At 53.2% G+C, this 26,094-nt stretch carries 25 protein-coding genes; 15 read left to right on the forward strand and 10 right to left on the reverse strand.

The genetic code is table 11. The annotated features are described in order from the left end of the window. Position 1 precedes the first annotated feature (1 nt). Positions 2 to 1,162, reverse strand: a complete 1,161-nt coding sequence (gene metB / locus OGV94_RS00275) for a cystathionine gamma-synthase (protein ID WP_047407401.1) — start codon at positions 1,160 to 1,162, stop codon at positions 2 to 4. 265 nt (positions 1,163 to 1,427) lie between these two features. Here metB and metJ point away from each other — a divergent pair, with 265 nt between their 5' ends. Further along, the gene (metJ, locus tag OGV94_RS00280) at positions 1,428 to 1,745 is read left to right on the forward strand and encodes a met regulon transcriptional regulator MetJ (protein ID WP_003825168.1); all 318 of its coding nucleotides are present in this window, start codon (positions 1,428 to 1,430) and stop codon (positions 1,743 to 1,745) included. A gap of 53 nt (positions 1,746 to 1,798) precedes the next feature. Here metJ and OGV94_RS00285 read toward each other — a convergent pair whose 3' ends face one another. The 3 genes from OGV94_RS00285 to rpmE all read right to left on the reverse strand — a co-directional run bounded on the left by OGV94_RS00285 (position 1,799) and on the right by rpmE (position 4,544). Beyond that, positions 1,799 to 3,223, reverse strand: a complete 1,425-nt coding sequence (locus OGV94_RS00285; protein ID WP_047407403.1) for an MFS transporter — start codon at positions 3,221 to 3,223, stop codon at positions 1,799 to 1,801. Between the two features lie 89 nt (positions 3,224 to 3,312). After that, positions 3,313 to 3,993, reverse strand: coding sequence for an oligogalacturonate-specific porin KdgM family protein (locus OGV94_RS00290; protein WP_043018929.1), 681 nt, complete (start codon positions 3,991 to 3,993; stop codon positions 3,313 to 3,315). Between the two features lie 338 nt (positions 3,994 to 4,331). After that, positions 4,332 to 4,544 (reverse strand): 50S ribosomal protein L31, encoded by a 213-nt coding sequence (rpmE, locus tag OGV94_RS00295; RefSeq protein ID WP_008787040.1) that lies wholly within the window; start codon positions 4,542 to 4,544, stop codon positions 4,332 to 4,334. A gap of 332 nt (positions 4,545 to 4,876) precedes the next feature. Here rpmE and priA point away from each other — a divergent pair, with 332 nt between their 5' ends. The 8 genes from priA (at position 4,877) to OGV94_RS00335 (ending at position 13,764) form a co-directional block, all read left to right on the forward strand. Continuing rightward, the gene (priA, locus tag OGV94_RS00300; RefSeq protein WP_100193814.1) at positions 4,877 to 7,075 is read left to right on the forward strand and encodes a primosomal protein N'; all 2,199 of its coding nucleotides are present in this window, start codon (positions 4,877 to 4,879) and stop codon (positions 7,073 to 7,075) included. Positions 7,076 to 7,231: 156 nt separating this feature from the next. Continuing rightward, positions 7,232 to 8,257 carry a DNA-binding transcriptional regulator CytR gene (cytR, locus tag OGV94_RS00305; protein WP_003825179.1) on the forward strand — a complete coding sequence of 342 codons (1,026 nt, stop codon included), beginning with the start codon at positions 7,232 to 7,234 and terminating at the stop codon, positions 8,255 to 8,257. Positions 8,258 to 8,350: 93 nt separating this feature from the next. Next, the gene (gene ftsN / locus OGV94_RS00310) at positions 8,351 to 9,325 is read left to right on the forward strand and encodes a cell division protein FtsN (RefSeq protein ID WP_072033419.1); all 975 of its coding nucleotides are present in this window, start codon (positions 8,351 to 8,353) and stop codon (positions 9,323 to 9,325) included. 91 nt (positions 9,326 to 9,416) lie between these two features. Next, positions 9,417 to 9,947, forward strand: a complete 531-nt coding sequence (hslV, locus tag OGV94_RS00315; protein WP_003028805.1) for an ATP-dependent protease subunit HslV — start codon at positions 9,417 to 9,419, stop codon at positions 9,945 to 9,947. 9 nt (positions 9,948 to 9,956) lie between these two features. Continuing rightward, complete coding sequence (gene hslU, locus OGV94_RS00320) at positions 9,957 to 11,288, forward strand: ATP-dependent protease ATPase subunit HslU (RefSeq protein WP_038636017.1); 1,332 nt, start codon at positions 9,957 to 9,959, stop codon at positions 11,286 to 11,288. A 67-nt stretch (positions 11,289 to 11,355) separates the two neighbouring features. Further along, entirely contained in the window at positions 11,356 to 12,285 is a 930-nt protein-coding gene (gene menA, locus OGV94_RS00325; RefSeq protein WP_286522129.1) for a 1,4-dihydroxy-2-naphthoate polyprenyltransferase, read from the forward strand. A 92-nt stretch (positions 12,286 to 12,377) separates the two neighbouring features. Next, positions 12,378 to 12,863, forward strand: a complete 486-nt coding sequence (gene rraA, locus OGV94_RS00330; protein ID WP_043018926.1) for a ribonuclease E activity regulator RraA — start codon at positions 12,378 to 12,380, stop codon at positions 12,861 to 12,863. A gap of 157 nt (positions 12,864 to 13,020) precedes the next feature. Further along, the gene (locus OGV94_RS00335; RefSeq protein ID WP_080625889.1) at positions 13,021 to 13,764 is read left to right on the forward strand and encodes an SDR family NAD(P)-dependent oxidoreductase; all 744 of its coding nucleotides are present in this window, start codon (positions 13,021 to 13,023) and stop codon (positions 13,762 to 13,764) included. A 205-nt stretch (positions 13,765 to 13,969) separates the two neighbouring features. Here OGV94_RS00335 and zapB read toward each other — a convergent pair whose 3' ends face one another. Continuing rightward, positions 13,970 to 14,215, reverse strand: a complete 246-nt coding sequence (zapB, locus tag OGV94_RS00340) for a septal ring assembly protein ZapB (RefSeq protein WP_019077914.1) — start codon at positions 14,213 to 14,215, stop codon at positions 13,970 to 13,972. A gap of 428 nt (positions 14,216 to 14,643) precedes the next feature. Between zapB and OGV94_RS00345 the strand changes: the two genes are divergently transcribed. The 4 genes from OGV94_RS00345 (at position 14,644) to fpr (ending at position 19,009) form a co-directional block, all read left to right on the forward strand. Then, the gene (locus tag OGV94_RS00345) at positions 14,644 to 15,489 is read left to right on the forward strand and encodes an MIP/aquaporin family protein (protein ID WP_043018924.1); all 846 of its coding nucleotides are present in this window, start codon (positions 14,644 to 14,646) and stop codon (positions 15,487 to 15,489) included. Between the two features lie 23 nt (positions 15,490 to 15,512). Beyond that, positions 15,513 to 17,021, forward strand: coding sequence for a glycerol kinase GlpK (glpK, locus tag OGV94_RS00350; RefSeq protein WP_043018923.1), 1,509 nt, complete (start codon positions 15,513 to 15,515; stop codon positions 17,019 to 17,021). Positions 17,022 to 17,156: 135 nt separating this feature from the next. Then, positions 17,157 to 18,167, forward strand: a complete 1,011-nt coding sequence (gene glpX, locus OGV94_RS00355) for a class II fructose-bisphosphatase (RefSeq protein ID WP_043018922.1) — start codon at positions 17,157 to 17,159, stop codon at positions 18,165 to 18,167. 95 nt (positions 18,168 to 18,262) lie between these two features. Continuing rightward, positions 18,263 to 19,009, forward strand: coding sequence for a ferredoxin--NADP(+) reductase (gene fpr, locus OGV94_RS00360; protein ID WP_087050704.1), 747 nt, complete (start codon positions 18,263 to 18,265; stop codon positions 19,007 to 19,009). A gap of 72 nt (positions 19,010 to 19,081) precedes the next feature. Here fpr and OGV94_RS00365 read toward each other — a convergent pair whose 3' ends face one another. Beyond that, a complete protein-coding gene (locus tag OGV94_RS00365) occupies positions 19,082 to 19,510 on the reverse strand; it encodes a DUF805 domain-containing protein (protein WP_043018920.1) in 429 nt (142 codons plus the stop codon). A 100-nt stretch (positions 19,511 to 19,610) separates the two neighbouring features. Between OGV94_RS00365 and OGV94_RS00370 the strand changes: the two genes are divergently transcribed. Beyond that, positions 19,611 to 20,213, forward strand: coding sequence for a YiiQ family protein (locus tag OGV94_RS00370; RefSeq protein ID WP_043018919.1), 603 nt, complete (start codon positions 19,611 to 19,613; stop codon positions 20,211 to 20,213). Between the two features lie 228 nt (positions 20,214 to 20,441). Continuing rightward, the gene (tpiA, locus tag OGV94_RS00375; protein WP_043018918.1) at positions 20,442 to 21,209 is read left to right on the forward strand and encodes a triose-phosphate isomerase; all 768 of its coding nucleotides are present in this window, start codon (positions 20,442 to 20,444) and stop codon (positions 21,207 to 21,209) included. Positions 21,210 to 21,248: 39 nt separating this feature from the next. On the opposite strand, the gene OGV94_RS00380 is transcribed toward tpiA, so the two are convergent. From OGV94_RS00380 to sbp, 4 genes are all read right to left on the reverse strand, one after another. After that, positions 21,249 to 22,721: a DASS family sodium-coupled anion symporter gene (locus OGV94_RS00380; protein ID WP_043018917.1), complete on the reverse strand. Its 1,473-nt coding sequence runs from the start codon at positions 22,719 to 22,721 to the stop codon at positions 21,249 to 21,251. Positions 22,722 to 22,834: 113 nt separating this feature from the next. After that, positions 22,835 to 24,139 (reverse strand): SLC13 family permease, encoded by a 1,305-nt coding sequence (locus tag OGV94_RS00385; protein ID WP_043018916.1) that lies wholly within the window; start codon positions 24,137 to 24,139, stop codon positions 22,835 to 22,837. A gap of 73 nt (positions 24,140 to 24,212) precedes the next feature. Further along, positions 24,213 to 24,962, reverse strand: coding sequence for a CDP-diacylglycerol diphosphatase (locus tag OGV94_RS00390; protein WP_193145783.1), 750 nt, complete (start codon positions 24,960 to 24,962; stop codon positions 24,213 to 24,215). A 104-nt stretch (positions 24,963 to 25,066) separates the two neighbouring features. After that, complete coding sequence (gene sbp / locus OGV94_RS00395; protein WP_075145398.1) at positions 25,067 to 26,056, reverse strand: sulfate/thiosulfate ABC transporter substrate-binding protein Sbp; 990 nt, start codon at positions 26,054 to 26,056, stop codon at positions 25,067 to 25,069. Between the last annotated feature and the right edge of the window lie 38 nt (positions 26,057 to 26,094).

Below are 26,094 nucleotides of genomic sequence, written 5' to 3' on the forward strand. Positions count from 1 at the left end.
TTTACCCCTTGTTTGCAGCCCGGAAGCCATTTTCCAGGTCGGCAATTAAATCTTCGCCATCTTCAATACCGGTGGAGATACGCAGCAGCGTTTCCGAAATTCCGGCAGCAGCACGCGCTTCTGGCGCCATACCCGCGTGTGTCATGGTTGCGGCGTGGGAGATCAGACTTTCAACGCCCCCTAACGATTCCGCCAGCGTAAACAATGACAACCCACTGAGGAAGCGGCGCAGCGTTTGCTCATCGCCATCCAGCTCAAAACTCAACATCGCGCCAAAGCCTTTTTGCTGACGCGCGGCAATCTCATGGCCCTGATTATCCGGCAATGACGGGTGATACAATTTTTTCACCAACGGCTGAGTTTGCAGATAATCCACAATCGCCTGAGCATTACGTTGCGCCACCTCCATGCGAGGTGACAGAGTACGCAGGCCGCGCAACAGCAGATAACTATCAAACGCGCCGCCGGTCACACCAATATTATTCGCCCACCATGCCAGTTCAGTGACCGTTTCCGGATCTTTTGCTATCACTACACCGGCCACCACGTCGGAGTGACCATTTAAATATTTCGTGCATGAATGCAACACCAGATCGGCGCCTAATGCCAGAGGATTTTGCAGGGCCGGGCTTAAAAAAGTGTTGTCGACAACGCTGACCGCGCCAGCTTCACGCGCCAGCTGGCAGATTTTCGCAATATCCACCACGCGCAGCAGCGGGTTGCTTGGGCTTTCTACCAGCACTAGCTTCGGTTTTTCCGCCAGTGCCGCTTGCAACGCCTGCTCATCGCCTTGATCGACAAACAGGACGCGATAACAGCCACGCTTTGCCAGGCTGTCAAACAGACGATAGCTCCCACCGTAGCAGTCGTGCGGTGCAACCAGCAGATCGCCTGGCTTGAGGAATACCGTGGTCACCAGATGAATCGCCGACATGCCGGTATTGGTCAGTACAGCCCCCGCACCACCTTCCAGTTCCGCCAGCGCACGCTGAACGACATCACGCGTTGGGTTGCCGCGGCGCGAATAGTCATGGGCGCGAGGCTCATTAAAACCGGTAAAGTTATAGGTGCTGGAGAGGTGAATCGGCGGGACAACGCAACCGTACTGTTCGTCGTCATTTAATCCGCTACGCACTGCGATGGTGGCCTGTTTACGCGTCATATTGAGGAGATCCTGGCTGAGTCGGTGAAAAGTCAGACACCAGAGTAATCATAGTTGTGATAGCCGTCAATACATCTGGACATCTAAACTTCTTTGCGTATAGATTGAGCAAACTGGAAATAGCCGTTAAAATTATATGCATTAGCGTACATCTGCGTCGGCTTACTTCGTGTCAGGGCCACGCCACTACGATAAACTACGCGCAATTATGGTCTGGGCTCAGGTTCTGGCCTCAATATTAATGACAAAGAGGATTAGGTATCTCATGGCTGAATGGAGCGGCGAATATATCAGCCCATACGCTGAGCACGGTAAGAAGAGTGAGCAAGTCAAAAAAATTACGGTTTCCATTCCTCTGAAGGTGTTAAAAATCCTTACCGATGAACGCACGCGTCGTCAGGTTAACAACCTGCGTCACGCCACTAACAGCGAACTGCTGTGTGAAGCGTTTTTGCATGCTTTTACCGGGCAACCCTTACCCAACGATGACGACCTGCGTAAAGAGCGCAGCGATGAAATCCCGGAAGAAGCAAAGGTAATCATGCGTGAACTGGGTATCAACCCAGAAACGTGGGAATACTGATTGTTGAAGACAGATGAGAAAAGGCGGGATCACTCCCGCCGCTTCTCACTATGTTACTTACTGATACCATTGAGCTTATTCAAAGTCTCTTCCATTTTGAGCGTTTCTTTACGGTTCAACGGATAGAAATAAATCAGAATGACCGCCGCCAAAAACAAACATAAAGCCGGTAAGAGATTCGCCATCGTATAGATGTTTTCCTGAACGATGCTGGTTTGCACCGCGCCGCCCGTTGACGAAGATTGATATCCAATGATGGCCAGCATAAAGCCGCCAATAGCCCCTGCGCACGCCTGACCAACTTTACGGGCAAAGAAGTTCACGCCATAGACGGTTCCATCTTCACGATCGCCGGTGACATACTGGTGATAATCACAAACATCAGTCATAAACGCCCAAATCATCAGATTGAATAATCCGGCCCCCAGCGTTGCCAGGAACAGGAACACCAAATAGACCTTCGCGTCGGTAATGTGGGTGAAGTACATCAGCAGATACATGGCTACCGCAAAGAGCAACGCGCCGACGCTGGCTTCTTTCTTACCAAAGCGTCTTGTGAGCCAGGATGCCGATGGCGCCAGCAAAACCAGAGAGCCAAAGGTGAAAAGCAAGGCAACGGACATAGCCTCTTTGTTATGAAAATAGTCGTTAAACAGGTAAGTCATGTTGGTACCAGACAACCCCTGATTAATCACGATCAGTAGATCCACAACCACTAAAACAATCAGCGCCTTATTGCGTAACAGCCCCTTTAGCAGCACAGAAACAGGCATGCTCTCTTTTCTTTCCACCCGCACGCGTTCCGTCGTTAACTGACAGGTCAACGTTAAAAAGATAAAGCCCAGCACTGAACAACCAATAGCAATCCAGAAGAAATGCTGCCCGGAAATCACCTGGCTTCCGTCCACCAGGGTGGTGTACATCAGGATTGGAATAAAAAATCCGGTTGTCCCGCCGCCGATGGCAGACCCAACGCTGCGCCAGGTTGACAGCGATACGCGATCCTCCGGGTTCGAGCTAATAGCTGCAGACATGGCGCCATACGGAATACTCACCGTCGATAACAGCGAACCGTAAATAAAATAGGAACAGCAGATGTAGATAATTTTCGCCGTATAAGAAAAATCATGCACAAACGGCAGGAACAGGACGACCGCAATGATGCAGAACGGATACTTCATCCGCCGCACCCATGGATTAAAACGCCCATGAACCGTCAGTTTAGAGGTATCACATAAGCGCCCTACACCAACGTCGACAAACGCATCAAAGAGTTTGGTCACAAAATAGAGTGAACCAACAATGACGCCGGAAATACCAAGGACGTTGGTGTAATAAATCATTAAAAAACTATTTACCAGTCCAAGAATAAAACAGGTTCCGAGGTCGCCACATAAATAACCGAATTTATCTCTTAACCCGAAAGGTCTGACGGTAATATTTTGATTACTTCCGATCATAGTTCCATCATTAGACATGATGTTAACTCCTTAGACACATTATTCACGCAAGTTATGCGTATATACCGATGCTCAATGTAATAAATCGATAAGAAGCGTATTGATGGTCAGAAGTTATAACCGAGACCAACGCGATAACGGGTCTGACGATCGTCCGTGGTGGTAGTGTTATAGCCCGAGGAAACGTTACCAACCTCAACAAATGGAACCCATGAGCCTATTTTATACGCCACCCGGAAGTTATATTCGTAATCGTCTTTTCGGTTGTTATATAAATCTTCGCTATCGGCAATTTTATAAATGCCATTTAGCTCAAACATCCAGTCATGGATGTTGTAACCGAGCCATGCTTCCGGACGATAGACCATGCGGTCATCTTTGCCGTCGGAGTTTCTGCGCATGTACTCCTGGCGATAGCGGAACGCGGTCCACCAGTTGTCATTGATATTATACTGTACGCGAATATAAGGCTTATATATCGCGATATTATCGCCCGTTTCGATCGCAATGCCCGGCTGCCAGATAAGACCTTGCCAGGTGAACTGGTAGCTTGCCGTATACTCATTGCCATTACTTTCCATATTATTCCACGCATCATTAGATTGCGTATCTTCGGAACGTGAAATGGCTTCCACTGCCACACCAAAACCCGTAGCAAAACGGTGAGACATATAAACACGGTCGTAATTGCGACCATCGTCATAATATTCATGTCGATAATCAACATAACCCGCATGCGCGGCCGCAGAGAATAATGGAATCAGTAATAACGCGGATTTAAATTTCATGACCATCCCTCTTCACACTATATCAAGGAAATTGTCCATCTCGTCCCATCAATAAATGAGGGAACGATGAAGGAATAAGAATAATTTTATATTTCCACGAAAGTGTATTTTAGAAAGAAGGAAGAAACCTTTGGTATTTTGCCAAAAACTGGCATAAGTGGCAAAAATCAGAAGATGAAAAGGATTCAGATCACCAGTTGAAACATTTTATCGTAAAAATAAAAACACTGTTTTATTTATTAAAGAAAAGACATCATTCAATACATCAATACGAATTTCAGTCTGCATGCACAGAAACAAAAAAAGCGCCATAGGCGCTTTTTTCTGACAGCTGAAACTTACTTGCTGCCTGGGATGCTGAAACGCTTGTTGAAGCGATCAACACGGCCACCGGTAGCAACATCACGCTGCTTGCCAGTATAGAACGGGTGGCACTGACCGCACACGTCCAGGTTCAGATCGTGACCGACGGTAGAGCGGATTTTCATGACGTTACCGCAAGAGCAGTTTGCAGTAATTTCTTCGTATTTCGGGTGAATATCTTTTTTCATGGGAAAACCTCGGTTTAAGGCCGCGTCGCTCTTCCAGCCCTAACGCCAGACACCACGCGATGTTAATTATTCCCCGTCACCTTTCACACTGCTGATGCGTTGCCTGCGTTCACTCACTCTGGTCACATAGTTCACTATGCTCCCAGAGATTCGCTCGCTTGCCGCCTTCCAGCCGCGCGAAACTCTCGGGTAATGGTCAGTATTTGACGCAATCAATTTGCATCAAAGGCGGCGAATCATACAGAAATTAACCTGCTCATGCAAACTGATCCGCATTCTACCCTTCACTAATGTGTATACTAACCCGCCAGATTTCAAGTCAGGATGATTCAATGCCCGTTGCGCACGTTGCCTTACCCGTTCCGCTTCCTCGTACCTTTGACTACCTCCTGCCGGAAGGCATGAGCGCCAAAGCCGGATGTCGTGTACGCGTGCCCTTTGGCAAGCAACAGGAGCGCGTGGGTATCGTTCTGTCCGTCAGCGAGCACAGCGAACTGCCGCGGAGCGAATTGAAAGCCGTTCTCGAAGTGCTGGACAGCGAACCGGTTTATTCGACCTCCGTCTGGCGTCTGCTGTTGTGGGCGGCTGATTATTACCATCATCCTATTGGCGACGTGCTGTTTCATGCCCTGCCAATTTTACTGCGCCAGGGGCGCCCGGCGACAAACGCGCCCATGTGGTACTGGTTTGCCACTGAAGAAGGTCAGGTTACCGATCTCAACAGCCTGAAGCGCTCTCCCAAGCAGCAGCAGGCGCTGGCTGCGCTACGCCAGGGAAAAATCTGGCGCGACCAGGTGGCTGAACTGGAATTTAATGACGCCGCATTACAAGCGCTGCGGAAAAAAGGGCTGTGCGAGCTGGTGAGCGAAACGCCTGGCTTTAGTGACTGGCGAACAAACTACGCGGTTTCCGGTGAGCGTCTGCGACTGAACACCGAGCAGGCCACCGCCGTCGGGGCGATTCACAGCGCATCGGACAGTTTTAGCGCATGGCTATTAGCGGGCGTGACGGGCTCAGGCAAAACAGAGGTCTATCTAAGCGTTCTGGAAAATGTTCTTGCCCAGGGCAAACAGGCGCTGGTGATGGTGCCGGAGATTGGCCTGACGCCGCAAACTATTGCTCGTTTTCGCGAACGCTTCCATGCGCCGGTCGAAGTCCTGCACTCTGGCTTGAACGACAGCGAACGCCTTTCAGCCTGGCTGAAAGCCAAAAATGGCGAAGCGGCGATAGTTATCGGCACGCGCTCGTCGCTGTTTACGCCGTTTAAAAATCTTGGCGTAATTGTCATCGACGAAGAGCACGACAGCTCTTATAAACAGCAGGAAGGCTGGCGCTATCATGCGCGCGACCTGGCGGTTTACCGTGCCCACAGCGAGCAGATCCCGATTATTCTCGGCTCAGCCACCCCAGCGCTGGAAACGCTGTGTAATGTGCGGCAGAACAAATATCGTATGCTGCGCCTGACGCGACGCGCCGGAAATGCGCGCCCTGCCACTCAGCACGTGCTGGATCTCAAAGGTCAGCAGGTGCAGGCCGGACTCGCCCCTGCGCTTATCACCCGTATGCGTCAGCACCTGCAGGCGAATAACCAGGTGATCCTGTTTTTGAACCGCCGGGGTTTTGCGCCTGCGCTGCTGTGCCACGACTGCGGCTGGATTGCCGAATGTCCGCGTTGCGATCACTACTACACGCTACATCAGGCACAGCACCATTTACGCTGTCACCACTGCGACAGCCAGCGCCCGATACCGCGCCAGTGTCCTTCCTGCGGCTCGACGCATATGGTTCCGGTTGGACTCGGCACCGAACAGCTTGAGCAGGCTCTGGCACCTTTTTTCCCCGGCGTGCCAATCTCACGCATCGATCGCGACACCACCAGCCGTAAAGGGTCGCTGGAGCAGCATCTGGCGGAAGTGCATCGCGGCGGCGCGCGAATTCTGATCGGAACGCAAATGCTGGCCAAAGGCCACCACTTCCCGGACGTCACCCTGGTGGCGCTGCTGGACGTCGACGGCGCGCTATTCTCTGCAGATTTCCGGTCAGCAGAACGCTTCGCCCAGCTCTACACCCAGGTTTCCGGGCGAGCAGGACGCGCCGGGAAACAAGGCGAAGTCGTGCTGCAAACGCACCATCCTGAACATCCGCTGCTGCAAACCTTGCTGTATAAAGGTTATGACGCATTTGCCGAGCAGGCGCTGGCCGAGCGACAAACGCTCCAGCTTCCCCCCTGGACCAGCCATGTGATCGTGCGGGCAGAAGATCACAACAACCAGCATGCGCCAATGTTCTTACAACAGTTGCGAAATCTGATTCAGGCCAGTCCGCTGGCCGATGACAAGCTCTGGGTGCTCGGCCCGGTTCCCGCCCTGGCGCCCAAACGCGGCGGTCGCTATCGCTGGCAAATTTTATTGCAGCACCCGTCGCGAATTCGCCTGCAACATATCATCAGCGGCACGCTGGCGCTGATCAATACGTTACCCGATGCACGTAAGGTTAAATGGGTGCTGGATGTCGATCCCATCGAGGGATAATGCCTCATGATGCGAGGCGGATCGTAAAATTAAACATCCATCACACTTTTTATGAAAATTCTGTAACCGCTTCCATTAACTATCTGATAAAAATGTTTCAGATGAAGGTTACCCAGGGACGAGTCTGTGCCAGCAGCCCTCTGGCGAGGAGAAAGAGTGAAACCGAATAAGCAGGTTGCCGCCGCTACGATGAAAGATGTTGCTCTGAAGGCGAAAGTCTCAACGGCAACCGTATCCCGCGCATTAATGAACCCGGACAAAGTCTCGCAGTCAACCCGTAACAAAGTTGAGCAGGCCGCGCTGGAAGTGGGATATTTACCCCAATCAATGGGACGCAACGTTAAGCGTAATGAATCACGTACCATTCTGGTGATTGTGCCGGATATCTGCGATCCGTTTTTTAGCGAGGTGATTCGCGGCATAGAAGTCACCGCCGCAGAACAGGGATATCTGGTTCTGATCGGCGATTGCGCGCACCAGAATCAGCAGGAAAAGACCTTCCTAAACCTCATTATCACCAAGCAGATCGATGGCATGGTGCTGCTCAGTTCGCGCCTGCCGTTTGATGCCAGCGTGGAAGAGCAGCGCAACCTGCCGCCGATGGTCATGTCCAATGAGTTCGCGCCAGAGCTGGAACTCCCCACCGTGCACATTGATAACCTCACCGCCGCCTTCAACGCGATGAACTATCTGCTGGAACTGGGACATAAACGCATTGGCTGTATCGCCGGCCCAGAGGACATGCCGCTGTGCCATTACCGTCTGCAAGGTTACGTTCAGGCATTGCGCCGCAGCGGAATTACGGTCGATCCACATTTTATCGCGCGCGGCGACTTTACCTATGAAGCGGGAGCCAATGCGCTGAAGCAGCTCCTTGAGCTACCGCAACCACCTACCGCGGTCTTTTGCCACAGCGATGTCATGGCGCTGGGCGCCCTCTCTTACGCCAAACGTCAGGGTCTGAAGGTACCTGACGATTTATCCATCATTGGCTTTGATAATATTTCGCTCACGGAATTTTGTGATCCACCCCTGACAACCGTTGCACAGCCGCGTTTCGATATCGGACGCGAAGCTATGCTGTTACTGCTCGATCAATTACAAGGGCAGAGCGTCAGCAGTGGCTCACGTTTACTCGACTGCGAGCTTATTATTCGGGGTACTACCCGGGCACTGACGTAAAGTAAAGTGCTTTCGGACTCCCCTGTCTGGTCAAAGGCCCGCCGCTTAAGTAACATGGCGGGCTGACGAACGAATAAATACAGCGAAACGATAGTGGCACAACGAGATTATGTACGTCGCGGCCAACCGGCACCTTCGCGGCGCAAGAAGAGCACATCACGGAAAAAACAACGCAATACGCCTGCGGTATCGCCCGCTATGGTTGCTATTGCTGCAGCCGTACTCGTGACCTTTATCGGTGGTCTGTACTTCATTACGCATCACAAGAAAGAAGAGTCCGAAACGCTGCAAAACCAGAAAGTCACCGGTAATGGCATTCCACCAAAACCGGAAGAGCGCTGGCGATACATCAAAGAGCTGGAAAGCCGTCAGCCTGGCGTACGTGCGCCTACCGAACCGTCTGCAGGCGGCGAGGTGCTGAACGCCGACCAGCTAACCAATGAGCAACGCCAGTTGTTGGCGCAAATGCAGGCTGATATGCGTCAACAGCCAACGCAGCTCAACGAAGTACCGTGGAACGAACAAACGCCTGAACAGCGCCAGCAAACGCTGCAGCGTCAGCGTCAGGTGCAACAGCAGCAGTGGAACAACACCCAGCAGCAGGCTCAACAGCCACGCCAACGGGCAGCAGAACAGCCGTACCAGCAGCCGCAAACGCGTACTGCGCAAGCCGCCCCGGTACAGCAGCCGAAAGCGCAGCCAAAACCGGCAGCCCAACAGCCGTATCAGGATCTGCTGCAAACGCCGGCGCATACCGCCGCTGCTCAGCCGAAAACACAGCCGGCCGCGCCAATAACCAATGAAACGCAGCCGCCAAAACAGACGGCGGAGAAAAAAGATGAACGCCGCTGGATGGTACAGTGCGGCTCATTTAAAGGTGCTGAGCAAGCAGAAACGGTGCGTGCGCAGCTGGCCTTTGAAGGCTTCAACTCACGAATTACCACCAATAACGGCTGGAATCGCGTGGTCATTGGTCCGGTCAAAGGCAAAGAGAATGCCGACAACACCATCAGCCGCCTGAAGGTTGCTGGTCACACAAACTGCATTCGACTCGCCACTGGGGGTTGAAACCCCCAAAATCCCCCCCATCTATACTTGCATTACGCCCCGCTCACTGCGCGGGGCCTGTATTTTGCATTTGTAACCAAGGGGTCTGCTCGTGACAACAATAGTAAGCGTACGCCGTAACGGCCATGTGGTAATCGCCGGTGATGGTCAGGCCACACTGGGTAACACCGTAATGAAAGGCAACGTGAAGAAAGTCCGCCGTTTGTATAACGACAAAGTCATCGCGGGCTTTGCGGGCGGTACTGCGGATGCATTCACGCTGTTTGAACTGTTCGAACGCAAGCTGGAAATGCATCAGGGTCACCTGGTGAAAGCTGCCGTTGAACTGGCAAAAGACTGGCGTACTGACCGTATGCTGCGCAAACTCGAAGCGCTGCTGGCCGTCGCAGATGAAACGGCATCGCTCATCATCACCGGTAACGGCGACGTCATCCAGCCAGAAAACGATCTGATTGCCATCGGCTCCGGCGGCCCTTACGCCCAGGCTGCTGCACGCGCTCTGCTGGAAAACACCGAGCTTGGCGCACGCGAGATTGCTGAGAAAGCGTTGGATATTGCAGGGGATATCTGCATTTATACCAACCACTTCCATACCATCGAAGAATTGAACTCCAAAGCGTAAGGATCCCCCATGTCTGAAATGACCCCACGCGAAATTGTCAGCGAACTGAACAAACACATCATCGGCCAGGATAACGCTAAGCGTTCCGTGGCGATTGCCCTGCGTAACCGCTGGCGCCGTATGCAGCTTAACGAAGAGCTGCGCCATGAAGTCACACCGAAAAACATCCTGATGATTGGCCCGACCGGCGTTGGTAAAACCGAAATCGCCCGTCGTCTGGCAAAACTGGCCAATGCGCCGTTCATCAAAGTTGAAGCGACAAAATTCACCGAAGTTGGCTATGTTGGTAAGGAAGTTGACTCCATCATCCGCGATCTGACCGATGCAGCCATCAAAATGGTCCGCGTTCAGGCAATCGAGAAAAACCGCTTCCGTGCCGAAGAGATGGCGGAAGAGCGCATTCTCGACGTGCTGATCCCACCAGCTAAAAATAACTGGGGACAGTCTGAGCAGCCGCAGGAGCCTTCTGCAGCGCGTCAGGCGTTCCGTAAAAAACTGCGTGAAGGCCAGTTGGATGACAAAGAGATCGAAATCGATCTCGCGGCCGCACCGATGGGCGTTGAAATTATGGCGCCTCCGGGAATGGAAGAGATGACCAGCCAGCTACAGTCCATGTTCCAGAACCTGGGCGGTCAGAAGCAAAAACCGCGTAAGCTGAAAATCAAAGACGCGATGAAGCTGCTGATTGAAGAAGAAGCAGCCAAACTGGTAAACCCGGAAGAGCTGAAACAGGAAGCTATCGACGCCGTTGAGCAGCACGGGATCGTGTTTATCGATGAAATCGACAAAATCTGTAAGCGCGGCGAATCCTCCGGCCCGGACGTGTCCCGTGAAGGCGTACAGCGCGACCTGCTGCCGCTGGTTGAAGGCTGCACGGTCTCTACCAAGCACGGTATGGTGAAAACAGATCACATTCTGTTTATCGCTTCTGGCGCATTCCAGGTCGCGAAACCGTCTGACCTGATCCCGGAACTGCAGGGTCGTCTGCCGATTCGTGTCGAGCTGCAGGCGCTGACCACCAGCGATTTTGAGCGTATCCTTACCGAACCGAATGCCTCCATCACCGTTCAGTACAAAGCGCTGATGGCGACCGAAGGTGTGGACATCAACTTCACCGAATCGGGCATTAAACGCATTGCCGAAGCGGCCTGGCAGGTCAACGAAACCACCGAAAACATCGGTGCGCGTCGTCTGCATACCGTTCTTGAGCGTCTGATGGAAGATATTTCCTATGATGCGAGCGATTTAAACGGCCAAAGCATCACAATTGATGCCGATTATGTGAGCAAACATCTGGATGCGCTGGTCGCAGATGAAGATCTGAGCCGTTTTATCCTATAATCGCGTTCAATGCATTTTCATCACTGTTGATGGGGCTGATAAAGCCCCATTTTTATTGGCGCTAAATATGACTGAACAACAACAAATTAGCCGCTCACAAGCCTGGCTGGAAAGTTTACGACCTAAGACCTTACCGCTCGCCTTCGCGGCGATCATCGTCGGTACGGCATTAGCATGGTGGCAAGGATACTTCGATCCGCTGGTTGCTCTGCTGGCATTGATTACGGCAGGACTGCTGCAAATTCTGTCCAATCTCGCTAACGACTATGGCGATGCCGTCAAAGGCAGCGACAAGCCCGACCGTATTGGACCACTGCGCGGGATGCAAAAAGGGGTTATCACCCAACAGCAGATGAAGCGCGCGCTGATCGTCACCGTGGTGTTGATCTGTCTGTCCGGTCTGGCCCTGGTTGCTTTGGCCTGTCACACGCTGGCGGATTTTGTCGGCTTCCTGGTGCTTGGAGGCCTGTCAATTATCGCCGCGATCACTTATACCGTGGGCAATCGCCCTTATGGATACATCGGCCTGGGCGATATTTCCGTGCTGGTATTCTTCGGCTGGCTCAGCGTGATGGGGAGCTGGTATCTGCAGGCGCATACGTTGATTCCGGCGCTGATTCTGCCTGCCACCGCCTGCGGCCTGCTGGCAACCGCCGTGCTCAACGTCAACAACCTGCGCGATATCAACAGCGACAGGGAGAACGGCAAGAATACGTTGGTCGTGCGTTTAGGCGCCGTCAATGCCCGCCGCTACCATGCCTGCCTGCTGATGGGGACACTGGTCTGCCTGGCGCTGTTTAACCTGTTTTCGCTGCAAAGTCTGTGGGGATGGCTGTTTATTCTCGCCGCTCCGCTGCTAATCAAACAGGCACGTTACGTGATGCGCGAGATGGATCCTGCGGCAATGCGCCCAATGCTGGAACGCACCGTAAAAGCAGCGCTATTAACTAACTTACTGTTTGTTATCGGGATTTTCTTAAGTCAGTGGTCTCTTTAACTGACAAATATCAATTAACAATTGATGATTTTGCCAACAGTACACATAGCGCGATATACTAAAAATTCTCGCAGCAACTGAACGTTAAGCCTATGAAATACGATACATCCGAGCTTTGTGACATCTATCAGGAAGATGTCAACGTCGTGGAACCGCTGTTCTCTAACTTTGGAGGACGGGCGTCGTTTGGCGGACAAATCATCACGGTAAAATGTTTCGAGGACAACGGGTTGCTGTACGATCTGCTCGAACAAAACGGCCGTGGTCGTGTTCTGCTGGTCGATGGCGGCGGTTCTGTCCGTCGTGCACTGGTCGATGCCGAACTGGCAAGACTGGCCGTACAGAATGAATGGGAAGGTCTGGTCATCTACGGCTCAGTCCGCCAGGTAGACGATCTGGGAGAACTGGATATCGGCATTCAGGCGATTGCCGCCATTCCGGTAGGTGCTGCAGGTGAAGGGATTGGGGAAAGCGATGTGCGCGTCAACTTTGGCGGCGTGACGTTCTTCTCCGGCGATCACCTGTACGCCGACAACACCGGGATAATCCTCTCCGAAGACCCGCTCGATATCGAGTAAAGAAAATACCGCAAGTCGGTGTGATGCCAGTCGGTAAACAACTGACTGGCTTTTTTTTGCCGCTCCCCCTTTCGATTCCCCCATCCTGCGCATTGACGAAGAAAAAACTCTCTCTATACCTAATGATGAATCTCATCACTCTCATCACGAGGTCATCATGCATATCGATCTGACAGGTAAAAAAGCGCTGGTCACAGGGGCCAGTCGAGGGTTAGGGCGCGCCATCGCACTGTCGCTGGCGAAAGCCGGTGCTGATGTTGTTATAACCTATGAAAAATCTGCGGAGAAAGCCCAGGCCGTTGCCGATGAAATTACAGCGCTTGGCCGCCATGGTGAGGCCATTCAGGCAAACAGTGCTGACGCTCAGGCAATTCAGAACGCCGTAAACCGCACGGTACAGTCACTTGGAGGACTGGATATTCTGATCAACAACGCTGGGATCGCACGCGGCGGCCCGCTGGAGTCGATGTCACTGGAAGACATCGACGCATTGATTAACGTGAATATCCGTGGCGTGGTGGTAGCCATACAGGCCGCGTTGCCACATCTCCCTGAAGGTGGGCGAATTATCAATATTGGCAGTTGCCTTGCCAACCGCGTCGCCCAACCGGGGATTGCTGTTTACGCGATGACTAAATCAGCGCTCAACTCGCTAACCCGTGGCCTGGCTCGCGATCTCGGCCCACGGGGTATTACCGTTAACCTTGTCCATCCTGGCCCAACTGACAGTGATATGAACCCAGCAGATGGCGAGCAGGCAGAATCCCAACGGCAGCTTATTGCTACAGGGCATTATGGAACACCGGAGGATGTTGCAGCGGCGGTGACGTTTCTGGCAAGCACAGCGGCTGGGCAGATTTCCGGCACCGGTCTGGACGTAGATGGGGGTTTGAATGCCTGAAACGAACGTTGTATTGCGGTAAGCTATTGTATTGCCGGATGACAGCTTGCGCCTTATCCGGCCTACAAACTCGTACTCTAAATCCTCTAAAGATTTCGCGTCAGGGCAAGGCGGCAAGTAAGTGAATCCCCAGGAGCATAGGCCACTATGTGACTGGGGTGAATGCACGCAGCCAACGCCGCCATAACGTGAAATATGACGAGGATTAGACTTCTTCCATACGACCCAGCAGGGCATGCAGACGATCCTGCCAGCCGTTCTGCTGTTCTTTCAGGTTGTTGTTCTCACGCTCCAGCTCTTCACGCTGCTGCTGTGCAGACTGAACTTCCTGCGACAGTGAGTTGTTTTTTTCTTTCAGCTCTTCGATTTCCATCTGCAACAGCGTGATGGTATCAATCGCCTGCTGTACTTTTGCTTCCAGTTTCTCAAACACTTCTAATGACATCGTCATACCTCTCCTGAATTGCAAGGCGTTGATGGATAAAAATCCTCGTCCCGATAACCGGCGACGCCTTAATAAAAACGAGCGCACTCTACTTAACACCGATTGTATGAAGCCGCGTCATCCCTGTCCAGCGGCATCCCGCGCAGATTGCGGTTTGCAACACTTTTAGTCTTTCTCCTGGTGACATTACTGTCATAACTCTTAAGTGTTAACAGGTTGTTCAGTGAAATGATTCAGCTCACACTATTTTTGTATAACAAATACCGCGCAATGGCGCGAAAACGCTCATTTTGTTGATGGAGTACACACATTTTAATTTCGATATTTCTCGTTTTTGCGCGTTAACGATAAATTAACAGTGTGCCTACCGGCTCCGGGGATGTCAGTGACCTTCTCGCAAACAATAAACATTAAACTCTCTTCAGGATCCGATTATGAGTCAAACCTCAACCTTAAAAGGCCAGTGCATTGCTGAATTCCTCGGTACCGGGTTGTTGATTTTCTTCGGTGTGGGCTGTGTCGCTGCACTCAAAGTAGCTGGGGCTACTTTTGGTCAGTGGGAAATCAGTGTCATCTGGGGTCTGGGGGTAGCAATGGCTATCTACCTGACCGCAGGCGTTTCTGGTGCACATCTGAATCCAGCGGTAACCATCGCACTCTGGCTGTTCGCCTGTTTTGATAAACGCAAAGTTGTCCCTTTTATTATTTCGCAAATTGCCGGCGCCTTTTGCGCAGCGGCATTGGTTTACGGGCTTTATTACAATCTTTTCCTCGATTTCGAACAAACTAACCATATCGTGCGCGGCAGTACCGAGAGCCTGGGTCTGGCAGGTACTTTCTCCACCTACCCGAATCCGCATATCAATTTTGTGCAGGCCTTCGCGGTTGAAATGGTCATTACCGCTATTCTAATGGGGCTGATTCTGGCTCTGACCGACGATGGTAACGGTGTGCCTCGTGGTCCGCTGGCACCGCTGCTGATCGGTTTGTTGATTGCCGTTATTGGTGCTTCCATGGGGCCGCTGACAGGTTTTGCCATGAACCCGGCACGTGACTTCGGACCGAAACTCTTCGCCTGGATGGCCGGATGGGGTGAGATTGCCTTCACGGGTGGTCGCGATATCCCTTACTTCCTGGTCCCGGTGTTTGGCCCGATTACCGGCGCGATTTTAGGCGCATGGGCATATCGCAAACTGATTGGTCGTCATTTACCGTGCGATGTCTGCGCGATTGAAGAAAAAGACGTTGCGACCAACACTCAACAAAAAGCTTCGCAGTAATGTGACTACGGGACAAAAAAATTATGACTGAAAAAAAATATATCGTTGCGCTCGACCAGGGCACCACCAGCTCCCGCGCGGTCGTAATGGACCACGATGCGAATATCGTTGCCGTTTCACAGCGCGAATTCGAGCAAATCTACCCGAAAGCAGGTTGGGTAGAACACGACCCAATGGAAATTTGGGCGACCCAAAGCTCAACGCTGGTAGAAGTTCTGGCGAAAGCCGATATCAGTTCCGATGAGATTGCAGCGATCGGTATTACCAACCAGCGTGAAACCACCATCGTCTGGGAGCGTGAAACCGGTAAACCAATCTATAACGCCATTGTGTGGCAGTGTCGTCGTACCGCGGATATCTGCGAAAAACTCAAGCGCGACGGTATGGAAGAGTACATCCGCAATAACACCGGTCTGGTCATTGACCCGTACTTCTCCGGCACCAAAGTGAAATGGATCCTCGACCACGTAGAAGGCTCGCGTGAGCGCGCTCGTCGCGGTGAACTGCTGTTCGGTACCGTAGACACCTGGCTTATCTGGAAAATGACGCAGGGACGCGTACACGTAACGGATTACACCAACGCCTCGCGTACCATGCTGTTCAACATCCACTCTCTGGACTGGGATGACACGATGCTGGATGCGCTGGATATTCCGCGAGCCATGCTGCCAGAAGTACGTCGTTCTTCTGAAGTGTACGGCCAGACCAACATCGGTGGTAAGGGCGGCACGCGTATTCCTATCTCCGGTATTGCCGGTGACCAGCAGGCGGCACTGTTTGGCCAGCTATGCGTGAAGGAAGGGATGGCGAAAAACACTTACGGTACCGGCTGCTTCATGCTGATGAACACCGGCGAGAAAGCCGTTAAGTCCGAAAACGGACTGCTGACCACCATCGCCTGCGGACCGACCGGGGAAGTGAACTACGCGCTGGAAGGTGCGGTATTTATGGCTGGCGCCTCCATCCAGTGGCTGCGTGATGAAATGAAACTCATCAGCGATGCATTCGACTCCGAATATTTCGCTACCAAAGTGAAAGATACCAACGGCGTGTACGTCGTTCCGGCATTCACCGGCCTTGGCGCACCGTACTGGGACCCGTATGCACGCGGGGCCATCTTCGGTCTGACCCGTGGCGTAAACTCCAACCACATCATCCGTGCAACGCTTGAGTCAATTGCTTATCAGACCCGTGACGTACTGGAAGCGATGCAGGCTGACTCCGGTATTCGTCTGCATGCCCTGCGCGTCGATGGCGGTGCGGTAGCCAACAACTTCCTGATGCAGTTCCAGTCCGATATTCTCGGCACACGCGTTGAGCGCCCGGAAGTCCGCGAAGTCACCGCATTGGGTGCGGCATACCTCGCCGGTCTGGCTGTTGGCTTCTGGCAAAATCTGGATGAGCTGCAGGAGAAAGCGGTTATCGAGCGTGAATTCCGCCCTGGCATTGAAACCACCGAACGTAATTTCCGCTACAGCGGCTGGAAAAAAGCGGTCAAACGCGCCATGGCGTGGGAAGATCACGACGAGTAATACGTCATTGCCGGATGGCGACTGTGCCTTATCCGGCAATATCTTCGTGCGGGGGCAACCCCGCACACACATCAATAATCGCCCACCCTCCCCTGTGCTACACTTCGCGCCATTCCTTTCTGCTACGAGTTTGCAATGAGACGAGAACTTGCCATTGAATTTTCACGCGTGACCGAAGCGGCCGCGCTGGCTGGCTATAAATGGCTGGGCCGCGGCGATAAAAATACCGCTGACGGCGCGGCGGTAAACGCCATGCGTATTATGCTCAATCAGGTCAACATTGACGGCACCATCGTGATTGGCGAAGGTGAGATTGATGAAGCGCCGATGCTGTTCATCGGCGAGAAAGTCGGAACCGGTCACGGTGATGCAGTCGACATCGCCGTCGATCCTATCGAGGGCACGCGCATGACGGCCATGGGCCAGGCGAATGCGCTGGCGGTGCTGGCGGTGGGCGATAAAGGCTGTTTCCTGAACGCGCCGGACATGTACATGGAAAAGCTGATTGTCGGCCCTGGCGCAAAAGGGTCCATCGATCTGAACCTGTCGCTGGAAACCAATCTGCGAAACATTGCAGCCGCGATGAACAAACCGCTGAGTGATCTGACCGTCACCATTCTGGCAAAACCACGTCATGACGAAGTTATTGCAGAGATGACGAAACTGGGCGTGCGCGTCTTCGCTATTCCTGACGGCGACGTTGCGGCCTCGATTCTGACCTGCATGCCAGACAGTGAAGTTGATGTGCTGTACGGCATTGGCGGCGCACCGGAAGGCGTGGTTTCCGCAGCCGTGATCCGCGCGCTGGACGGCGACATGCAGGGCCGTCTGCTGGCGCGTCACGACGTCAAAGGCGACAGCGAAGAGAACCGTCGTATTGGCGAGCAGGAACTGGCCCGCTGTACCGCTATGGGCATCGAAGCAGGCAAAGCGCTGCGTCTGGATGAAATGGCGCGCAGCGACAATGTCATTTTCTCCGCCACTGGCATCACCAAAGGCGATCTGCTGGAAGGGATTAGCCGTAAAGGCAATATCGCGACCACCGAAACGCTGCTGATCCGCGGCAAATCGCGCACGATCCGCCGCATTCAGTCGATTCACTACCTCGATCGCAAAGATCCCGATGTGCAGGCGCACATCCTGTAATTGATTTGATCAATAGAGCCTTCCAGCCCATCCGGGCTGGAAATCTTTCCTCCAACGAACGAAGATAAGGCAATCAAAGCAGACAGGAGAAAACCATGGCAGATTGGGTAACAGGCAAAGTCACAAAGGTGCAGAACTGGACCGATGCCCTGTTTAGTTTGACCGTGCGAGCTCCGGTTCTTCCTTTCACTGCTGGTCAGTTCACCAAGCTTGGCCTTGAGATCGACGGCGAGCGCGTCCAGCGCGCCTATTCCTACGTCAATGCGCCTGACAACCCCGACTTAGAATTTTATCTGGTGACGGTTCCCGACGGTAAACTCAGCCCCCGCCTGGCGGCGCTAAAACCTGGCGATGAAGTCCAGGTGGTGAGTGAAGCCGCTGGCTTCTTCGTGCTGGATGAGGTCCCTGATTGCGAAACGCTATGGATGCTGGCAACCGGCACGGCTATCGGCCCGTATTTGTCGATTCTGCAGTTAGGCAGAGACCTGGATCGCTTTAAAAATCTGGTGCTGGTCCACGCCGCGCGCTATGCCGCCGATTTGAGCTACCTGCCGTTGATGCAGGCGCTGGAAAAGCGCTATGAAGGTAAATTACGCATCCAGACGGTTGTCAGCCGGGAGACAGCTGCAGATTCGCTGACCGGGCGCGTACCGGCGCTGATTGAAAACGGTGAACTGGAAAAAGCGGTAGGGCTGCCAATGGATAAAGAAACCAGCCATGTGATGCTGTGCGGAAATCCACAAATGGTACGCGATACGCAGCAACTGCTGAAAGAAACCCGGCAGATGACCAAACATCTGCGCCGTCGACCGGGCCATATGACTGCTGAGCACTACTGGTAAGAACGTTTTACTTGCCCGGTAAGCGCCCCCGGGCATTTTGCCGAATGGCGACGCTAACGCGCCTTATCCGGCCTACGAGTCAGCTCTGTACTTCACGTCCTGCGTATCTTTACCATATTTATTTTCGTCCTGGGTGCCAACGAACGCGCCCAGATCGATGAGCATGCCGACCAGAATCAGCGTCGGAACAAAGCGGCCAACTGCCCATTGCCAGACGCCGGGCAACATCGCCCAATTTCCGGCAAGCAGCATCCAGGCCAGAATCATCAACAGCGCCCACGCCCCGGAACGTCCCCGATCGTGCAGGCGTTTTACCGTCACTGCCGCCGTCGGCCACAGCAGACACACCAGACAAAATGCCGCGGTCTGAATATCGAGTAATTGCTTGCTCGCCAGCGAGAACAGAACCAACATACCGACAATCCACAGACCTATCCAAATCCAGAAATCACGGCGCCCGAGGCGCCCTTTAAATGAGAATAACCACTGCTGTATGGTCATGTAAGTTCCTTTATTATTACCTTCCAGAACAGTTTACCCTTTTGACAAGCTCGACGGTTACCGTTTTAATCGTGAGCAGTGAGAATGAAAGGTACGATTGATGAAGCAAGGATTTACACTGTTTTTATTATTGTTTTCAGCCTTAACCGCAAGCACTGCGGCACTGGCGGAAGCGCCATCGACGGCAACCACGGCCCCCTATTTACTGGCGGGTGCGCCGACTTTTGACCTGTCGATTAGCCAGTTTCGCGAAAACTTTAATACGCAGAATCCGAAGCTTATCCTGAATGAGTTCCGCGCCATCGACAGCAGTCGCGATCGGGCAAATCTCACCCGCGCGGCCAGCAAAATCAATGAAAACCTGTATGCGTCCTCCGCCCTTGAGCGCGGCACCTTAAAAATCAAAAGTATGCAAATAACCTGGTTGCCGATTCAGGGACCAGACCAAAAGGCGGCCAAAGCGAAAGCGCTGGAATATATGAGCGCCGTCATCCGCACCGTCGCGCCGCTGCTGACGAAAGAACAGAGCCAGAAAAAGCTGCAAAAACTGCTCGCAGCGGGCAAAGGTAAGCACTATTACGCCGAAACTGAAGGCGCAATTCGCTATGTTGTTGCAGATAACGGGGAAAAGGGGCTGACCTTCGCTGTTGAACCGATTAAGCTGGCACTATCAGAAAGTCTTGAGAAGGCGAATTCCCCCTAAATTATTCACGTTTCAGGAAGGCGGCGACGCAACGAATCCCCTGGAGCTTACATCAGTAAGTGACAGGGGTGAGAGAGTACAGCCAACGCACCTGCAACGTGCAGAATGACGGGGAAATGATAAAAAGCAAAGCCTTTCAAGGGATGAATCTCTATACTGTTTCACAGACCATGCTGCCCTGACGGGCGGCCATATTCCTTAATTCGCTGACAAGCGTGGAGAAATGAAATGCGACATCCTTTAGTGATGGGTAACTGGAAACTGAACGGCAGCCGCCACATGGTAAACGAACTGGTTGCTAATCTGCGTAAAGAACTGGCTGGCGTTGCTGGCTGTGCAGTAGCGATTGCTCCGCCGGAAATGTATATCGACCTGGCTAAACACGCCGCTGCCGGTAGCCACATCATTCTGGGCGCGCAGAACGTTGACCTGAACCTGTCTGGCGCATTCACCGGTGAAACAAGCGCGGAAATGCTGAAAGATATCGGCGCGCAGTACATCATCATCGGTCACTCTGAACGTCGTACTTACCACAAAGAGTCTGACGAGCTGATCGCTAAAAAATTCGCCATTCTGAAAGAACAGGGTCTGACTCCGGTTCTGTGCATCGGTGAAACCGAAGCAGAAAACGAAGCGGGCAAAACTGAAGAAGTCTGCGCACGTCAGATCGACGCCGTTCTGAAAACTCAGGGCGCGGCAGCATTCGAAGGCGTCGTCATCGCTTACGAACCAGTATGGGCTATCGGTACCGGTAAATCTGCAACTCCTGCTCAGGCTCAGGCTGTTCACAAATTCATTCGTGATCACATTGCTAAAGCTGACGCGAAAATCGCTGAACAAGTTATCATCCAGTACGGCGGTTCCGTGAACGCAGCTAACGCTGCTGAGCTGTTCGCTCAGCCGGACATCGACGGCGCGCTGGTTGGCGGTGCTTCTCTGAAAGCAGACGCCTTCGCAGTCATCGTTAAAGCAGCAGAAGCCGCTAAACAGGCTTAAGTTGTTAAGGCGGGAGGAGCACTCCTCCCGCTGTATTAACTACCAGTATCCCAACCAGTGCCACCAGAAGGCGCCGGTCACACCCCAAATGGTCAGGTTGACCACACTCATTACCAGCCCCGTTTTCCACCACTCCGCCAGCGTGACATAGCCTGAACCAAAGATGATAGGCGCAGTACCCGTGCCATAGTGCGTGAGCGACATCATCAGCGAGGAGGAGAAGCCGAGCATCAACCCAAGTAGCGCCGGCGGCGCGCCGAGGCCTAATCCTGCGGCGAAGAACGCAGCGAACATCGCCGTAATATGTGCAGTTGTACTGGCGAAAAAGTAGTGCGAGTAGACGTAAAGCAGGATCAGCAGTAGCGTCGCAATACTCCAGTGCACACCCAGATGGTCGATTGCGCTACCCACGCTGGTTGCCAGCCACCCCACCAACCCCAACTTGCTGAGAAAATCCGCCATCATCACCAGCGCGGCGAACCAGACTATGGTATCCCATGCTCCACGGCACTTAAGAATGTCATCCCAGCTTAATACGCCCGTCATCAACAGAATCGACAAACCAATTAACGCGGCGCTGGTAGGATTTACACTCCAGCTACTGCCCATCAACATTGCGGGAACGCCCGCCCACAGGCAAAGCAGCAAAATGAAGACGGCCAGGGTAATTTTCTCTGCCAGTGAAAGCGGACCTAGCGCCTCCAGTTTTTGTCGTGCGAACTGAGGCGCATTTGGCGTGCGTGTGATGGCTGGCGGGTAGAGCCACCAGATAACAATCGGCATGACGACCAGTGAGACCACCGCGGGAAGCAGCGCGGCGATAGCCCACATTCCCCATGTCATATTCAGCACCCCATCCGTTCCCTTCGTTAAAAAGCTAACGATTAAGGGGTTAGGCGCGGTCGCGGTGATGAACATTGCCGAGCTGATGGGGTTAATGTTGTAATTCACCAGCGCCAGATAGCGGCCCGTTGAGCCATTCTCGTTGTTGCCCGGTTGCGATCCGAGGCTTTCCGCAATCGCCCGCATTACCGGATGGATAATGCCGCCGCCACGCGCGGTATTGCTTGGCGTTACGGGTGCGATCAGCGTTTCCGCAAGGGTTAATGCCCACGCAATACCCAGCGTTCTTTTACCAAACAGCGCAATAAACCCGTAGCCAATACGCGCGCCCAACCCGGTCTTTAACAGGCTTTGCGACAACATGATGGATAAACCAATCAGCCAAATCAGTTGATTAGAGAAGCCACTCAAGGCATCGTTCAGCGCGGCCGAGGGTTTACCGGGGTTAGTGACGCCGGTCATCGCCACCAGCATAATCGCCACTACCGCAATGGCGCCAATGGGCATGGCTTTACCGATAATCGCTGCGATCGTACCAATGAACAACGCCAGCAGATGCCACGCTTGCGGAGTGACATCAGGCGGACACGGGATAACAAACCAGATGGTAAGCGTGATCGCGAGCGAAATGATGGCAGGCCAACAGCGGATAGGGGTCAAACTGTCCATGAATCAATCCTTGAGTTTCCAGTGCACAAATCTGCGCCCCGGTATTAACCGCCATCAGCCCAAATAAAACAATTCATCATCTCACAAAACAAAAAATTAACATTTATATACAGTTATAATTTATCCAGCATACTGAACCAGAGATAATCCAACGGCAGAAGCAACAGATACGTTGCCGCCGCCAGCGAAATGCACAGCAACATCCCCGCCCTCGCAGGCACTTTCCCAAGCGCCATCGCCACCACAATCGGCGAAGCCTGATACGGCAGCAGCGGTGTGGAATATCCCAATACCTGAATCATAATCACCGACAGCAGCGGAAACCCCGTCGCATCGGCAAAACTTTGTGCCAGCGTGGTATACAACGCCGGAACACCGTTCGCTGTCATAATAAAATTGAGCGCGGTGGTAATGCCTGTCAGCGCGAGAAAGCTGGTAAACGGTTTTTCCGCATCCAGCGGCATCACCTGTAACAGCGCCTCGCCCACAGCGCTGCCAATGCCGGTCTGGGTGACGGTGATCGCCAGACCCAAAATACCCGCTACGTAAATACAGGTGCGAATATTTACCCCAGTGGAAAACTCATCGCCATTGATAAAACCAACCCGTGGTAGCAGTGTGATAACCGCCGCCGCCAGCCCGGTCCACGCAGGACCAATACCATGCCAGCTTTCGCTAACCCACAGCAGCAGCACCACGGCCAGCATCCAGGCCAGGCGTTTTTCATCCCGACTCATTGGCTCCAGCGGTGTGAGATCGCGCGGCGCATGGGGCTTACCAGGGAACAGCCAGCAAATAAGCACGATAAGCACCGCCCCCTTAAGCCAGCCCAGAACTGGCGTATGCAGCAGCAAATAGGGAAGATAATTGAGGTGGATGCCGTAAGAGCCTTCCGCCGCGCCGCTCATCACCAGATTCGGTACGTTAGCGGGTAAAATCGTCGCGGAAAGCTGGAACGTGCCAAAACCAACGGCCAGCGCCAGACCATACCAGGCGCGCGTACCGTCGTTAATTCCGGCCCGCTTCGCCATCGCCGCGACAATCGGCATCAGCAGTGCAATGCGGCCCATGTTGGATGGCATCACAAACGCCAGCGCGTAACTCAGCAGCACCACACTCGCCACCATTAACGGCCAGGAGTCGGTCAACCGCGATGACAGCGCCCTCGCCGCCCTGTCCGCCAGCCCCGTTTTACGAATCGCGATACCCAGCACAAATCCACTGAAGACCAGCCAGAACGCCGACGACGCGAAGCCGCCAAAAATCACATCCGCAGGCGCGATTTTGGCAACCATCGCTACGGCAAAGAACAGCAGCGCCGTTATAAACTCCGGCAGCAGCGACGTGGCCCAGAGCAGGATGGTGATGCCAACCACCAGAGAGGGGATAAACAGAGGGTGTGTAAGCCAGAGCGACATGCCTGTCTCCTGTTGTTTTTTTCAACAAGAATACGGGGACAAGCATGCGGAGTAAACGCCAGATTAGGTGGGGTTAACGCAGAATATCACACTGATGATCCTGAATTTCCTCAGCGGAGGCGAGATTCAGCGACAACAAGTTACGCTGGGTCGCCAGCAGGACAAAAGACTCATCGCTCTGACGCACCATCGCCAACGCATAGCTGCCCATATGCTCACGCGCATCCGGCACCTCTTCTGCCAGCATCATAAATGGGCTGCGTTGCGCCAGTTCATTTTCCGTGACGCGGCGCGCCAGATATTCATGACCGCGCAGCCCGCCAGGTAAAGGCAGCCAGCGGGTGCTGATTTTCGCCAGATTGTCATCCAGCTGTTGTCTGACATCAGTTCGCAGGCAGGAGATATGAATGTGCAGGTGATTTTGCGTACGCCCGCTACGCGAGTTAATGGTCAGCGATACCGCTTTGTCAGGGATTTCGTGGCCGTATTTCTGGCTCATAAAGCTGCGCGCCTGCCAGGCCAACCAGAAAAAGTTCGGCGTGCCTGATTTCAACAGCAGTGGGCTTTCCGTACCGTTGATGCGGTAAGTGGGCATCAACAAATATTGCAGTGGACCGTTACGGTCTTTGAATACCACATATCCGGCATCCGGCTTCACTTCTGCGCACGGCGCGGGATCCTGCTGCTGCAACTGGTGCGGCAGGCATTGCTGAAGAACAATCTGGCGTAATGCGTCCGGGTTGCCGGTGAATTTCCAGTACCCGATACCTGCAGCGGCGGCGACCACAATCACCGCCAGTAAAAGATAGCCTGCTTTTTTCATTACGCGTTTCCTGTATCCCATTGAAGGGCAAGAGTAACGCAAAACCATGACAAATAAAAAACCCGGTCGCATTAAGCCACCGGGTCGGTAAATCACAGATTTATTTATCGTTTGCTGATCTGGTCGAACGTACCGCCGTTAGAGAAGTGCTCTTTCTGCGCTTTCGTCCAGCCGCCAAACTCTTCGTCGATGGTGAACAGCTTCAGCTTCGGAAATGCGTTTTCGTATTTCTTCGCAACGTTAGCATCACGTGGACGATAGTAGTTTTTCGCTGCAATTTCCTGGCCTTCCGGGGAGTAGAGATACTTCAGGTAAGCCTCTGCCACCGCTTTGGTGTCTTTCTTTTCCACGACTTTGTCGACCACGGAAACGGTCGGCTCCGCGAGGATGGATTCACTCGGCGTCACTATCTCGAATTTGTCTTTACCCAGCTCGTTCGTTGCCAGTAGCGCTTCGTTTTCCCAGGCGATCAGTACATCACCGATACCGCGTTCAACGAAGGTATTGGTTGAGCCACGCGCACCGGAATCCAGTACTTCAACGTTCTTATACAGGGCTTTCACGAAGTCTTGTGCCTTGGCCTGATCGTTGTTGTTGTGGTGCAAGGCATAGCCCCATGCCGCCAGATAGTTCCAGCGTGCGCCACCGGAGCTTTTCGGATTCGGCGTAATGACCGACACGCCAGGTTTGATCAAATCGTTCCAGTCATGAATTTGTTTAGGATTGCCTTTGCGGACCAGGAACACGATGGTGGAGGTATACGGCGCGGAGTTATCCGGCAGGCGCTTGATCCAGTTTTTATCAATTCGACCACGTTCAGCAATGGCATCTACGTCGTAAGCCAGTGCCAGCGTCACGACATCGGCTTCAATGCCGTTGATGACGGAGGTCGCCTGTTTGCCCGAACCACCGTGTGACTGGCGGATCACGACGTTGTCACCCGTCTCCTGCTTCCAGTGCGCGCTGAAGGCCTTATTGTACTGCTCGTACAGTTCACGCGTTGGATCGTACGATACGTTAAGTAACTGAATATCCTTTGCCAGAACGCTGGTCGATGCCAGCAATAATGTTAACCCTACGCCCCATTTGTTCATCGCCCAGCTCTCTTATGTGATGTTGTGATGAGCAAAGC

This window comes from Citrobacter sp. Ce006 (genome assembly GCF_030336535.1).
In the GTDB taxonomy this organism is placed as follows: Bacteria; Pseudomonadota; Gammaproteobacteria; order Enterobacterales; family Enterobacteriaceae; genus Citrobacter; species Citrobacter europaeus.